15 protein-coding genes are annotated in these 13,982 nt (G+C 41.1%); 12 read left to right on the top strand and 3 right to left on the bottom strand.

Translation table 11 applies throughout. The annotated features are described in order from the left end of the window. Window positions 1-6 precede the first annotated feature (6 nt). Together EV579_RS05940 and metA are read right to left on the bottom strand one after the other, a co-directional pair. Window positions 7-1,158 (bottom strand): diglucosyl diacylglycerol synthase, encoded by a 1,152-nt coding sequence (locus tag EV579_RS05940; RefSeq protein ID WP_133744128.1) that lies wholly within the window; start codon window positions 1,156-1,158, stop codon window positions 7-9. 228 nt (window positions 1,159-1,386) lie between these two features. Then, entirely contained in the window at window positions 1,387-2,295 is a 909-nt protein-coding gene (gene metA / locus EV579_RS05935; protein ID WP_024428133.1) for a homoserine O-acetyltransferase MetA, read from the bottom strand. Between the two features lie 138 nt (window positions 2,296-2,433). On the opposite strand from metA, the gene EV579_RS05930 reads away from it, so the two are divergent. The 12 genes from EV579_RS05930 (at window position 2,434) to EV579_RS05875 (ending at window position 13,305) form a co-directional block, all read left to right on the top strand. Next, a complete protein-coding gene (locus tag EV579_RS05930; RefSeq protein WP_133744127.1) occupies window positions 2,434-4,116 on the top strand; it encodes a formate--tetrahydrofolate ligase in 1,683 nt (560 codons plus the stop codon). Window positions 4,117-4,190: 74 nt separating this feature from the next. Then, the gene (locus EV579_RS05925; RefSeq protein WP_103132017.1) at window positions 4,191-4,673 is read left to right on the top strand and encodes a glutathione peroxidase; all 483 of its coding nucleotides are present in this window, start codon (window positions 4,191-4,193) and stop codon (window positions 4,671-4,673) included. 13 nt (window positions 4,674-4,686) lie between these two features. Then, a complete protein-coding gene (locus tag EV579_RS05920; RefSeq protein WP_225315528.1) occupies window positions 4,687-5,298 on the top strand; it encodes an HD domain-containing protein in 612 nt (203 codons plus the stop codon). A 30-nt stretch (window positions 5,299-5,328) separates the two neighbouring features. Next, window positions 5,329-6,465, top strand: a complete 1,137-nt coding sequence (locus EV579_RS05915; protein WP_122631014.1) for a conserved virulence factor C family protein — start codon at window positions 5,329-5,331, stop codon at window positions 6,463-6,465. Between the two features lie 306 nt (window positions 6,466-6,771). Next, complete coding sequence (gene ilvD, locus EV579_RS05910) at window positions 6,772-8,448, top strand: dihydroxy-acid dehydratase (protein ID WP_024422739.1); 1,677 nt, start codon at window positions 6,772-6,774, stop codon at window positions 8,446-8,448. Between the two features lie 82 nt (window positions 8,449-8,530). Continuing rightward, window positions 8,531-8,965, top strand: a complete 435-nt coding sequence (locus tag EV579_RS05905; protein WP_133744126.1) for a BrxA/BrxB family bacilliredoxin — start codon at window positions 8,531-8,533, stop codon at window positions 8,963-8,965. A gap of 66 nt (window positions 8,966-9,031) precedes the next feature. Then, a complete protein-coding gene (locus EV579_RS05900; protein ID WP_133744125.1) occupies window positions 9,032-9,820 on the top strand; it encodes a class I SAM-dependent methyltransferase in 789 nt (262 codons plus the stop codon). Window positions 9,821-10,118: 298 nt separating this feature from the next. Beyond that, window positions 10,119-10,736 carry a YpjP family protein gene (locus EV579_RS05895; RefSeq protein ID WP_122631012.1) on the top strand — a complete coding sequence of 206 codons (618 nt, stop codon included), beginning with the start codon at window positions 10,119-10,121 and terminating at the stop codon, window positions 10,734-10,736. 18 nt (window positions 10,737-10,754) lie between these two features. Next, the gene (locus EV579_RS05890; RefSeq protein WP_024428140.1) at window positions 10,755-11,282 is read left to right on the top strand and encodes a phosphatidylglycerophosphatase A family protein; all 528 of its coding nucleotides are present in this window, start codon (window positions 10,755-10,757) and stop codon (window positions 11,280-11,282) included. A 103-nt stretch (window positions 11,283-11,385) separates the two neighbouring features. Next, on the top strand, window positions 11,386-12,180 hold the full coding sequence (locus EV579_RS05885; protein ID WP_024422734.1) for a thymidylate synthase: 795 nt from the start codon (window positions 11,386-11,388) through the stop codon (window positions 12,178-12,180). Next, window positions 12,177-12,662 (top strand): dihydrofolate reductase, encoded by a 486-nt coding sequence (locus tag EV579_RS05880; RefSeq protein WP_133744124.1) that lies wholly within the window; start codon window positions 12,177-12,179, stop codon window positions 12,660-12,662. Before EV579_RS05885 ends, EV579_RS05880 begins: the two co-directional genes overlap by 4 nt. A gap of 19 nt (window positions 12,663-12,681) precedes the next feature. Beyond that, entirely contained in the window at window positions 12,682-13,305 is a 624-nt protein-coding gene (locus tag EV579_RS05875) for a lysophospholipid acyltransferase family protein (RefSeq protein ID WP_133744123.1), read from the top strand. A gap of 37 nt (window positions 13,306-13,342) precedes the next feature. Here EV579_RS05875 and trhA read toward each other — a convergent pair whose 3' ends face one another. Further along, window positions 13,343-13,981, bottom strand: coding sequence for a PAQR family membrane homeostasis protein TrhA (trhA, locus tag EV579_RS05870; protein WP_133744122.1), 639 nt, complete (start codon window positions 13,979-13,981; stop codon window positions 13,343-13,345). Between the last annotated feature and the right edge of the window lies 1 nt (window position 13,982).

Genomic DNA, 13,982 nt, shown 5'->3' with positions numbered 1-13,982 from the left:
ACCTTTTTATGATAATGCGCGAGCATAAGTTTTGTTATTCATGATGAGATCTGACTGCTCGACGATATCTTCCAAAATGGTTTGAGAAGATTGTTTTAAGTGCAGTTTTTTCATGTTTTGTTTCATTGTTTCTAATTTTTCTTCATCCTGAAGCAAGTTGGTCACAGATTCTAAAATGTCTTCATGTCTGTTAATGACAATGGCAGCGCCATAATCCTCAAAGAAATGAGCATTTTCCTTTTCTTGACCAGGGACAGGCTTATAAAGAATGACCGGGACACCGATTGCAGTTGCTTCTGTTAAAGTAATGCCGCCTGGTTTTGTAATCATACAATCTGTTACTCTGAACAATTCATCAATTTGTTCCACATATCCAAGCGCCTTCAATTGATCTGGGTGTGCTTGTTCAAGAACGCTAAGCGATTGTTTCAGCGCGGCGTTCTTTCCGCATACAACAACAATTTGTACTTCACTGTCGAGAAGCAGCGCCTCACATAATTCCTTCACATTTTTTAGTACACCGTGAGCACCGGCCATGATGAGAAGAACTTTTTTACCTGATGATAATCCATATTTCTTATAGATCATCGATTTTGGCACGTCTGCTTCAAACTGTGGTCTAATAGGAATACCTGTCACCTTGACATCGCTTGGATGTGTGCCGATTTCCACTAATTTTTGTTTCACATAATCGGTTGCAACATAGTATCGGTCGATGTTTTCATGTACCCAAATCTTATGGAGACAAAAATCTGTCATGACATTAAAAGTCGGAATCACTTTACCTGTTTTGTTTCGGTATTCTGGTACCACAATCATTGGGAATGTAATAATGATGATGTCCGGATTGTGTAACTGAATTAATTCATCGAGACGCTTATTTCCCATTTTTAAATAAATGTTAAATTTACGTTTATTGTAAATTTTATCTACACCGTAATAAAACAAGCGATAAAATTGTTTCCCAATGGAAAAGCTCTTCAAGTATAAATATTGAGTCACTTCTGACACAATGGGATTCGATTCTTGATACAAATTAGAAACTACAACATGTTCAAACCCTTGGGATTTGCATTCATCATACAGTGTTTTTGCTACCTGCATATGTCCATTTCCATAATTTGCGGTCAAGATTAATATTTTTTTATTGGTATTCAAGAATATTCACCTCAAATGTAATCAACAACAACAAAACTTCGTACGAAAACTATTAATCTCATAGGTCTACATATACATAAAGATAACATATAAACAGTTAGAGCATATCATTCGTTACGAAAGAATTAAACTAATTTTAAAAAACAAACAGGTTCAATTGATAATGGAAGACAGAGCCATTTGTATTTTAACACATTTTGACGATTTATCATCAGACCACAGTCTATTTTATTCCCAAACGTATGGTGTTTCTTGATAAACATAATAATTAAGCCAATTCATAAACAATAAGGTTGCATGGGCTTTCCAGCGATTTACTGGGATTAATGTGTCACCATCTTCTATAAAATAGTGGACAGGTTTTTGGACTGTATCATGTTTCAACAAATCTCTTTCATATTCCTGCATCAATGTATCTGTATCATATTCAGGATGTCCAGTTAAAAATACTTGTTTATCATCATCTGAAACAATTAAACAAACACCCGCTTCTTCAGACATACTCAAGACTTTCAAATTCGGCGTGTTTTTTAATTGTTCTGTATTAATATCTGTATGCCTAGAATGTGGGACATAGTATACTTCATCAAAACCTCTGACTAATCTTTCTTTTTTCTCTTTCACAATATGCTCAAATACGCCAAATTTTTTCTCGGGAAGCTTGATTTTTTCAATCCCGTAATGGTGATATAAACCTGCCTGTGCACCCCAGCAAATATGAAGGGTAGACGTCACATTGGTTTTACTCCAGTCCAAAATGTCCTGCAGCTCTTTCCAATAAGAGACTTCTTCAAAAGGTAAGTGCTCGATTGGTGCGCCAGTGATGATCATTCCATCAAATTTTTTATGGCGAATCGATTCAAAGGTCGTATAAAATTCATCTAGATGCTCTCTCGACGTATTCTTCGGTGTATGTGTACTTGGAATCAAAAACGTAAAGTACACTTGTAAAGGAGAATTTCCGAGCATTCTCAGCAGCTGCGTTTCAGTTTGTATTTTTTTTGGCATTAAATTTAAGATCACGATATTCAAAGGACGGATATCTTGCTTGAATGCCCTTGTCTCATCCATGACGAAAATATTTTCGCTCTCTAGTATTTGTTTTGCCGGCAGATGAACTGGTATGTTAATAGGCAACTCGCCACCCCCTGAACCAAAGCTAATTTCACTTCATTATAGGAACTTTCTGGCGATATTTCAATGTTTCAATTATGTTACAATGAAAAATAGAGCAAAAAAAATGCTGTTTCTGTAAAAAAAGGAGGCCATTTTGTTATGATCACAAAGCATTTATCAGATATTGACATTGCCCAAAAGGCTAAGCTGAGACCGATTCAAGACATCGCAGCAAAGCTGCAAATACATGACGAAGAATTAGAATGCTATGGTTTCACAAAAGCGAAAATATCTTTGACTATTTTTGACCGTTTAAAGAAACAAAAAGAAGGACACGTGATTCTTGTCACTTCGATTAACCCTACGCCAGCAGGTGAGGGGAAATCCACCGTAACTGTCGGCCTTGGTCAAGCCTTCGAAAAAATTGGCAAAAAAGCGATCATTGCGATGCGTGAGCCATCATTAGGTCCTACAATGGGGATTAAAGGCGGAGCAGCGGGCGGAGGATATTCACAGGTGCTGCCAATGGAAGAAATCAATCTTCATTTCACAGGAGATTTTCATGCCATTACATCTGCACATAACGCCTTATCTGCATTTATTGATAACCATATCCATCACGGAAATGAACTCGGCATCGACACGCGGCGCATTGTGTGGAAGCGGGTGCTTGATTTAAACGATCGTGCATTACGACAGGTCGTTGTCGGACTTGGCGGTCAGTTAAATGGGTATCCTAGAGAAGACGGATTTGATATTACAGTGGCTTCCGAAATGATGGCGATCCTCTGTTTAGCAGAAGACTTAAACGACTTAAAAAAACGTCTTTCTTCTATTGTTGTTGCCTATAATCAAGAAGGCGAGCCAGTCACAGTGGGAGCACTTGGATATGAAGGTGTTCTGACGCTACTTTTAAAAGACGCACTCAAACCGAACCTTGTTCAAACGATTGAAGGAACCCCAGCCCTTGTCCATGGCGGTCCTTTTGCTAATATTGCACATGGATGCAATAGTTTAATTGCAACCAAAATGGCAGCAAAATTAGCTGATTATGTCGTTACAGAAGCTGGATTTGGTGCAGACCTTGGAGCAGAAAAGTTCCTGCACATTAAAACAAGAGCTGGTGATTTCAAACCTAGTGCAGTTGTCATTGTCGCAACAGTGAGAGCATTAAAGATGCATGGCGGAATGAAGAAAACCGAACTCAAAGAAGAGAATGCACACGCCGTATTAGAAGGTATACATAATTTAGAAAAGCATATTGAAACCGTGCAAGCTTTTGGTCTTCCATATATTGTGGCGGTAAACCGGTTTATAACGGATACAAAAGAAGAGATTCAAGCGATAGAAGATTGGTGCGGCAAACATGGCCATCCAGTCAAAGCCGTGAATGTATGGGAAGAAGGAGGAGATGGCGGGACAGCTCTTGCCGAGGAACTAGCAGCACTCATTGAAAAGAAAAAGAACAACTTTACCTATTTGTATGAAGAGAACGATTCCATCGAAGAAAAGTTATCTAAAGTGGCCAAAGTGGTTTACGGGGCAGATGGGGTCACGCTCACAACTAAAGCAAGAAAGCAGCTGGCTGCCATTGAGGAAAACGGCTGGGCTCAATTGCCGGTTTGTATGGCAAAAACACAATATTCTCTTTCAGATGATCCAGCTTTAATCGGCAGACCTAAAGGCTTTACCATTACGATTCGAGAGTTAAAGCCATCTGTAGGAGCAGGGTTTATTGTAGCCTTAACCGGAAGCATTTTGACAATGCCTGGCTTACCTAAAAAACCTGCGGCTCTCGAAATGGATTTATTAGAAGACGGCAGTGTGACAGGACTCTTTTAAACGGGAGCATAAAAAGCGATTTTCTAAAAGAAGCATGTTACGATAGGAAAAAGTGAATCCTAGGAGGCTATGAGATGTCAATTTATGATATTCAGGTCAAGACCATTAACGGTCAGGAAAAATCGATGGCAGATTACAAAGGAAAAGTGCTCATTATTGTAAACACAGCAAGCAAATGTGGACTGACTCCTCAATTTAAACAATTACAAGAGCTATATGATCAATATCATGAAAAGGGCCTTGAAATTTTAGGATTTCCGTGTAACCAATTTATGAACCAAGAGCCAGAAGGAGAAGAAGCCATTCAAGAGTTCTGTTCTTTGAATTATGGAGTGACCTTTCCTATGTTTGCGAAAGTAGATGTCAATGGCGAAGAGGCGCACCCGCTGTTCAAACATTTAACAAGTGAAGCGAAAGGTGTGCTTGGGACAAAAACAGTGAAATGGAATTTCACCAAATTTATCGTGGACCAAAACGGAGAAGTCACTGAACGTTTCTCTCCGAAAACACCACCAAAAGAATTAGAAAGCTCAATCATCACTCTGCTTAACAAATAAGATGGTGACAGTCATGCAGCGAAAACAATTGGAGGCAGCAGCCTCCTTTGTTTCAGACAGGCTGAAGAATGAACCGACTGGACACGATGCGGCTCATGTTTCTCGTGTGCGCCAGCTTGCCGTTCGTATTGCAAATCAGGAAGGCGGCTCTCTTTTTATCATCGAAATGGCGGCGATTGTACATGATGTCATTGATGAAAAGCTGTCAAGTGAATGGAAGGTCACTGAAAAGCAGCTTGAGCATCAGCTCCTTTTGTGGGAATTGGACACGCGGGATATCCGCTATATCATGGACATTATTACAACGATGTCTTTTCGACATCGGCATAAGCAGTTTAGGCCAATGACGTTAGAAGGGGCCATTGTTCAAGATGCGGATAGGCTGGATGCGATAGGAGCAAGCGGTATCGCTAGAGTGTTTACGTATGCTGGCGCTACAGGTGAGCCCCATTATACAGAGGACACGCAGCAGGGCTCTGTGCTAAAGCATATGGAAGAAAAACTGCTCAAATTAAAAGACTTGATGAACTCTCATGCAGGAAAGCAGCTTGCTGATGAGCGGCATGAATTGATGAGTTTATTTATCAAGAAGTGGAAAGAAGAATGCGGCCTTACAGATGAGTAGGGTCTTTATGTGTGTAAGGAGGATATATCAATGAAAATAACAGCAATAGAACCAACGCCAAGTCCGAATACCATGAAGGTGATTTTGACAGAAGCACTTGCCGGCGGTAAAAGCAACAACTACAAAAAGGAACAAAAAGACGAAGCGCCAGAAATGATCAAGCGTATTTTAAGCATTGAAGGTGTAAAAGGGGTTTATCATGTTGCAGATTTCTTAGCGGTTGAGCGAAATGCAAAGTTTGACTGGCAGGGTATTTTACAACAGGTCAGAGAAGCCTTTGGGCAAGAAACAGAAGGTCTTCAGGAAGGATCTCAGTCAGGCGATGACACATTTGGGGAAGTGAAAGTGTTTGTCCAAATGTTTAATGGGATTCCAATGCAGGTCAAACTGTCAGACGGTGAAAGAGAAGAACGGTTTGGCATGCCTGAACGTTTTCAAGCTGCCATTTTAAAGCTTAGAAGCAGCTCAGACAATGTCGTGTTTGAACGTGTGTGGAAAGAACACGGCGTTCGTTTTGGAGAATTTGCTGATATCGGTCAGGAAGTCACAGAGGAGCTGCAAGCAGCCTATGATGACGAGCGTTTAGCCCGATTAACAGAGGCGGTTAAAGAAGGTCAGGAAGCTGTAGATAGACAGGTGAACCGAAAGGCATATGATGTAACAGAAGAGATGCTGCAAGAGGAAGATTGGAAAAAACGTTTTGCCCATTTAGAGCAAATGCAGCCAGAGCTAAAGGACATACCTGTTTTAATGAAAGCAATGGAGGATCCAAAAACGTCTATTCGCAGACAAGCCGTTGTGAATGCTGGCATGATTGAAGATCCTGCCATTCTGCCTATTTTATATAAGGGGCTCGAAGACAAAACAGTGACGGTCCGCAGAACGGCTGGCGACTGTATTTCTGACCTTGGTGACCCAAGTGCTATCGAAGCCATGATCGCAGCACTAAAGGACCCGAGTAAGCTCGTTCGCTGGCGTGCAGCTATGTTCCTTTATGAAGAAGGGGACGAAACGGCACTTGAAGCATTAAAAGAAGCAGAGCAAGACCCTGAGTTTGAAGTCAGTCTTCAAGTCAAAATGGCGATTGAACGCATTGAGCATGGAGAAGAAGCAAAAGGCTCAGTATGGAAGCAAATGACAGAAAGTAGAAAGAATGCATCAGAATGATGAGAAAGATGAACAAGCTGCCAATGAAAGCAGCTTGTTTTTCTAAAAACGATAGACAGAAAAATTTTTTTAGAAAAATTATTTTGAATATTGTTGAAATATGAGAAAAAACTCTATATAGTAGTACCAATATAGAATATTGGAGGTCAGATTTTATGACACGAACCTTGCTGAGCGCTTGCTTCAGCAGCCATGTTAGTCATCAGTCATTCATAGGTGGCTAAATAAACAGAAAATTTGTAAAATAAAATCAACTCAAAATCATGCAGTCAACAAGACTTGTAGTATAGGAGGCTTTTTAAACAGATGGCAGAACTACGCAGTAATATGATTAAACAAGGAATCGACAGAGCACCTCACCGAAGCTTACTAAGAGCGGCGGGGGTAAAGGATGAGGATTTCGGCAAGCCATTTATTGCCGTATGTAATTCCTATATTGATATTGTCCCAGGACATGTCCATCTTCAGGAATTCGGGAAGATTGTGAAGGAAGCCATTCGTGAAGCTGGCGGGGTTCCATTTGAATTCAATACGATTGGCGTCGATGATGGAATTGCCATGGGTCATATCGGGATGAGATATTCATTGCCAAGCCGTGAAATCATTGCGGACTCTGTGGAAACCGTTGTATCTGCTCATTGGTTTGATGGAATGGTTTGTATTCCTAACTGCGATAAAATCACACCAGGAATGATGATGGCAGCGATGCGCGTGAATATCCCGACTGTCTTTGTGAGCGGGGGACCGATGGAAGCGGGTAGAACAAGTGATGGCAGAAAAATTTCTCTTTCTTCTGTATTTGAAGGCGTTGGTGCATACCAGTCAGGTAAAATCAATGAAGAGGAATTAAATGAATTAGAGCAGTTTGGCTGTCCAACCTGCGGATCTTGTTCAGGAATGTTTACAGCTAACTCAATGAACTGTTTAGCGGAAGCACTCGGGATCGCTCTTCCTGGAAATGGAACGATTTTGGCGACATCACCAGAACGAAGAGAATTTGCGAAGAAGTCTGCAAAACAACTCATGGAGCTCATCAAAAAAGATATTAAACCACGGGATATTGTCACTGAAAAAGCAATTGATAATGCATTTGCATTAGATATGGCACTTGGTGGTTCAACCAATACCGTTCTTCACACATTGGCGATTGCGAATGAAGCAGGTGTTGAATATTCACTTGAACGTATCAATGAAGTAGCAGAACGTGTGCCTCATTTATCAAAACTTGCTCCAGCTTCAGACGTTTATATTGAGGATTTACATGAAGCAGGCGGCGTTACAGCAGCACTAAATGAATTGTCTAAAAAAGAAGGAGCTCTTCATTTAGATACAATGACTGTCACTGCGAAAACGCTTGGCGAGAACATTGCGGGGCATGAGGTAAAAGATTATAACGTCATTTATCCAATTGACAAGCCATTTACTGAAAAAGGCGGCTTAGCCGTTTTATTTGGAAACCTTGCGCCAGATGGAGCCATCATTAAAACGGGCGGGGTACAAGACGGGATCACACGCCACGAGGGACCTGCCATCGTATTTGAATCCCAAGAAGAAGCCCTTGAAGGTATCATTAATAGAAAAGTAGAAGCAGGACATGTTGTCATCATTCGCTACGAAGGACCTAAGGGCGGACCTGGCATGCCTGAAATGCTTGCACCTACTTCACAAATCGTCGGCATGGGACTTGGACCAAAGGTTGCTTTAATTACAGACGGACGTTTTTCCGGCGCTTCTCGCGGATTGTCTATTGGACACGTCTCTCCAGAGGCAGCTGAGGGCGGCCCGCTTGCCTTTGTTGAAAATGGTGACCATGTCGTTGTCGATATCGAGCAGCGCATTTTAAGCGTAGATGTTCCAGAGGAAGAATGGGAAAGAAGAAAAGCAAACTGGAAAGGCTTTGAGCCAAAAGTAAAAACGGGTTATCTTGCTAGATATTCAAAACTTGTGACATCAGCCAATACAGGCGGCATCATGAAAATTTAATCTGATATCGAACATTTGAAAATTGGCTCTCTCTATAGTATCCTTTATTCACAACATAAGGATTATAGAGGGGGGCTTTTTTATGTCAATGGCATATGAAGAATATATGCGCCAGCTCGTTGTACCGATGCGTCAAGAGCTGACAAGTGCAGGATTTCAAGAACTAACAACGGAAGAAGAAGTAAAACAAACGATGCAAGAAGCAGAAGGAACGACATTTGTCGTTGTCAATTCTGTATGCGGGTGCGCTGCCGGCTTAGCACGCCCAGCTGCTACACAAGCTGTGATGAAGGCAGAAAAAACACCAGATCGAATTGTCACAGTTTTTGCTGGTCAGGACAGGGAAGCAACGGCAAAAATGAGAGAATACTTCACAGGGGAAGAGCCATCGTCTCCATCTATGGCACTTTTAAAAGGAAATGAACTCGTTCATTTTATTCCGCGTGACGAAATTGAAGGTCATGAAATGGAAGACATCATGAACAACGTCTTATCTGCATTCGAAAAACATTGCTAATACACATGTTGAAATGTCCTGTAAACAAATCAGGGCATTTTTTCTTGATCATGATGGAGGAACCGCATGCTTATCACAACAAGCTTTAGAGCAAATGAACAAACAATTGAAATAGCAAAAGCCCTTGCAGAGGATTTACATGGTGAGTATGTAGAAAGGCGCAAACAATCCGTCAAGCAGCTTGCGATGAAACGAGGAGACGTCCTTGTTGTGGGGAAGGAAAGATTCGAATGGTATCAGCCAAATGGTGAAAAGTTCTTCTTCCATCCAAGCTCAGCGATGTTCAGGGTGAAGCGGCTCATGCGCGGAGAAAAGGATCCTTTAATCGAAGCCACGGAGCTTCGGCCAGGCGATTCCTTTTTAGATTGTACGCTTGGCCTAGGATCAGATGCCATTACAGCCAGCATGCGAGTAGGTCCGAATGGAAAGGTCATTGGAATCGAAAAGAATCCCATGACAGCATTGCTAGTCCGAGAAGGATTAAACACATGGGAGACAGGGGTAAGAGAGGCAGATGAAGCGATGAAACGGATATCTGTTGTAAGTGGAGACAGTATCGAGCAACTAAAAAAGCTCTCTGATGAATCAATTGATGTCGTCTATTTTGACCCGATGTTTGAGGAGACGATTCAAGAATCTGCAAGTATCGCCCCGCTCCGTCATGCGGCAGAGCACTACTTTGACCACGAAACAGCCGTCCAAGAAGCGCTGAGAGTGGCGAGAAAAAGAGTGGTTTTAAAAGATCATTGGAAAAGCACCCGATTTCTAGCAGACTCTTATCAATTTCACGTTTTAAAACGAAAAACAGCCCAATTTCATTATGGATATATTGAGAAAGAAAAAAGCCCTCGCTAAAGGTTCAGCTATGCAGACAATTCTTTTTAATTCCTTGTCGAGCAACTAAAAAAGCCCTTATTCAGGGCTTTTAATCTGTAATCTCCATATAGACAAAATAAAATAATGTCAGCAAGGAAGCCGTAATAAAAAAACCTTCAAGCATACCCATTCCTCCCAAATTTTAGTCGCCTTTACTGCCATTGTAAACGTTTTATTATAAAAAAGAAAGTCTTAAATCGGTGACCAAATTGAATGACTGAAAATTCATTATATGCTAGAATAGCAGTATGATAACTTATGGAAGGAATTAGATATCATGAAGATGTGGATGAGAAAAACGCTTGTTGTGCTCTTTACGATTGCAACTTTTGGTTTAGTCTCTCCTCCGCCGGCTTTGATGACAGACAAGCCCTCTGAACTTTCTTCATCTGATAAAACGCCTTATACAGCTGTTTATGATACATCAGATGAATTGCGCAGCTGGGAACTAACGCAAGAGGAAAGCAAAGAGCAGATAGACTCCTTTGAGCAATATAAGCAAGAGGTGCTGTCAAGTGCAGAAAATCAATCCTTTCTCAAATTTGGCCGTAAAATCACACCTGTCATTGAGGACGAGTACAGAGAAGAAATTCAGCCGAAGATTGAACAAGTGTTAACCGACTATTTAACAAATTTCAAAGATGACGAAAAATTTCAAGATGTTGTGATAACTGATCAGCCTTCAAGCGGAAATGGCGAAAAAATCTTCCACATTTACAACCGCAAGACCGGAGAAGATTTGCTCCGTTTTCATGTCAGAAGAGATCAGCCGCCTCACAGCGGATATTGGTTTAACTTTCATTACCATACAGCAGAAGATGGATTCCAGACGCATCATGAACTCGGTAATATTTACTGGGATAAAAACACCCCGCCGAGCTGGATGAGCCACTAGAAGGAGATGTCATGCCAATTGAAAAAATATACAATGAACGAAATGGTGCAGATTACAAAACAAATGTTAAACGATCGCGGAGTGAAAATTGAAGATATCGCACACATTGTGCTGAAGCTCCAAGAAAAATATCATCCAAACCTTCCACTTAGTGTCTGTATTGAAAATGTTGAAAAAGTGCTGAATAAAAGAGAAATTGTCCATGCAGTTTTAACAGGACTTGCCCTTGATCAGCTTGCAGAAAAAAAGCTTTTGCCAGAACCTTTACAGCACTTAGTTGAAACAGATGAGCCGCTATATGGAATTGATGAGATTATTCCGCTTTCCATTGTCAATGTATATGGATCAATCGGTTTGACCAACTTCGGTTATTTAGATAAAGAGAAATTTGGTATTATTCGTGAATTAGATGAAGGCCGTCCAGGTGAAGTGCATACTTTCCTTGATGACCTAGTCGCTGCACTTGCCGCAGCAGCTGCAAGCCGCATTGCTCACTCACACCAAGATATTAAGGATGAAGAGCAGGAACGAGTGAATCAAGCATAAAAAGAAAAACATGTCTGCTCATCATGCAGGCGTGTTTTTTTGGTTTCAAGAAATGCTGAAATAAGGTAAACTACAACAAGAACATAAATAAAGGATGAAAAAAATGAAACAATACAAAGAGTTATGCCGTCATGTATTACAGCACGGGGATGAAAAAGGTGACAGAACGGGTACAGGTACAATCAGCACGTTCGGTTATCAGATGAGATTTGATTTACAGGAAGGGTTTCCTCTTTTAACCACAAAGAAATTACACCTGAAATCAATCATTCATGAGTTGCTTTGGTTTTTAAAAGGTGATACAAATGTCAAATATCTTCAAGAAAATGGTGTCCGGATTTGGAACGAATGGGCAGATGAAAATGGAGAGCTGGGCCGTGTGTACGGTGCACAGTGGAGATCATGGGCGAGCGGAGACGGCGAGACAGTGGATCAGATCGCAAAGCTGATTCATGATATTGAGCACAACCCGAATTCAAGACGACTGATCGTCAGTGCTTGGAACCCGGGGGAAATTGATCAAATGGCGCTGCCTCCTTGTCATTGTCTGTTTCAATTTTACGTATCAAACGGGAAGCTTTCCTGTCAGCTATATCAAAGATCGGCAGATATCTTTTTAGGCGTGCCATTTAATATCGCTTCATATGCTCTTCTAACGATGATGATTGCCAAAGTCACAAATCTTGAGCCAGGAGAGTTTATTCATACACTCGGAGATGCTCATATTTACCAAAATCATCTTCCACAGGTGAAAATGCAGCTAGAGCGCGAGGAACGCACGCTTCCTACACTTCGTATTACAAGAGATGTAAAGAGCATTTTTGATTTTACGTTCGATGATTTTGTGCTTGAGAACTATGATCCGCATCCGCATATTAAAGGAGAAGTCAGTGTATGATTTCCATGATTGTGGCGACAGGTAAAGATAGAGTCATTGGTCAAGATAATCAAATGCCTTGGCATTTACCAGCAGATTTAGCGTATTTTAAAAAAGTCACAGGCGGTCATACGATTGTCATGGGCAGAAAAACCTTTGAATCGATTGGACGAGCGCTGCCTAACCGCCGAAACATTGTGCTGACCACAAGTTCTTCTTTTAAAGCAGAAGGATGCGAGGTTGTTCATTCAATTGCTGACATTTTGGCAATTGCGGAAAGTGAGGCAGAGCTATTTATCATTGGCGGGTCTAAGCTGTATGAAGAAATGATGTCATATGCGGATCGTCTCTATATCACGCACATTCACCATGCGTTTGAAGGAGACCGCTATTTCCCGTATTACAATGAAGATGAATGGACGATTGTATCACGCGTAAAAGGCCATCGTGACGAAAAGAACCCCTACAATTATGAATTTGTCGTCTATGACAAAAAAGGATAAGTGAGTAGGAGGAGTACGGTTGTTTCGTTATTGGTTTTTAACGATTTATGTTGTTGTATCCTTTTTAAAAAGTATGAGGCATTTGTACGATCATGAATTAACGGATCCACGCATTTCCTATACGAAACGAATGCATCTCATTCATGAGCATGCAAAAAGGTTTGCCCGGGGATGTATTGATCAATCAGGATCAGTCATGACCATTCATCAGCAAAAGAAGCTGCCAGATGGCCCGGTTATTTATGTCACAAAAGAGCTGAATCCAGTCACGACGACATTATTGATCGGCCACCTTGAGAAGCCATTTGCTTTTATGGCAAAGCCGAAGCTCTTTCGGTATCCGATTTTAAAACAATGGCTCAAAAAAATGGCGGTCATTCATCAGAATCAAACGGATGAGGCCTTATTAGAAGAAGCAAAGGAAAGAATCATGTCTGGGCAGAGTCTATTGCTCTCAGAAGCGTATCGTCATATTGCAGAGGCGCTTGCTGAAGAATACGATTGTCCGCTTGTACCAATTGAAACAAGCGGAACGGATCGTCTTTTAACGGGGAAGTTCGTGAAAAGACTGCGTCCTGTTAATGTCGATATTCATATTAAAGCACCTGTCATGATCAGTGATTACGCACAAAAACGTGCATAGAAAAAACCAGCATCCAAATAGTGGATGCTGGTTTTTTTCATGCAGCAGGAATGTTTACGCAATAGAATAAAATACAGAAGAACATCGATGCACTGCCGCCGAGAACAAAGCTGTGCCAAATCGCATGATGATAAGGGATTTTCCGCCAAATATAAAAGATGGTTCCGACCGAATATAATATACCGCCTAACAGCAAGAGTCCAAATCCTGCACCTGTTAATTGGATATAAAGCGGTTTGATGGCAATGATGATCATCCAGCCCATTAATAAATAGACAAGGGTAGATACGATAATAAAGCGTTTGACGAAAAAGATTTTAAAGACAATCCCACCAGCAGCAAGCGCCCATACAATCACAAGGAGTGTATAACCCAGTGCACCTTTTAGTGGTCCAAGTAAAAAGGGTGTATATGTACCAGCAATCAATACATAAATAGCCGAATGGTCGAGAATTTCAAAAATATCTTTTGTTTTTTTGTGCCGAATGCTATGAAGCAGGGTTGAGCTTAAATAGAGCAGCAGCATGGATGCACCAAATATCGAAAAGCTGATAATGTCTGTGACGGTGCCGTATTGAACAGCGAATAAGACGAGAAACACAATAGCTGGGATGGATAAAATAACACCAATGCCATGTGTAATGGCGTTTGCAATTTCTTCTTTTACAGTAAACAAT

It is taken from the genome of Bacillus sp. BK450 (genome assembly GCF_004364885.1).
Taxonomy (GTDB): domain Bacteria; phylum Bacillota; class Bacilli; order Bacillales; family Bacillaceae; genus Bacillus; species Bacillus safensis.
Note: the sequence above shows the minus strand (reverse complement) of the source record. Positions and strands in the feature narration are given on the sequence as shown.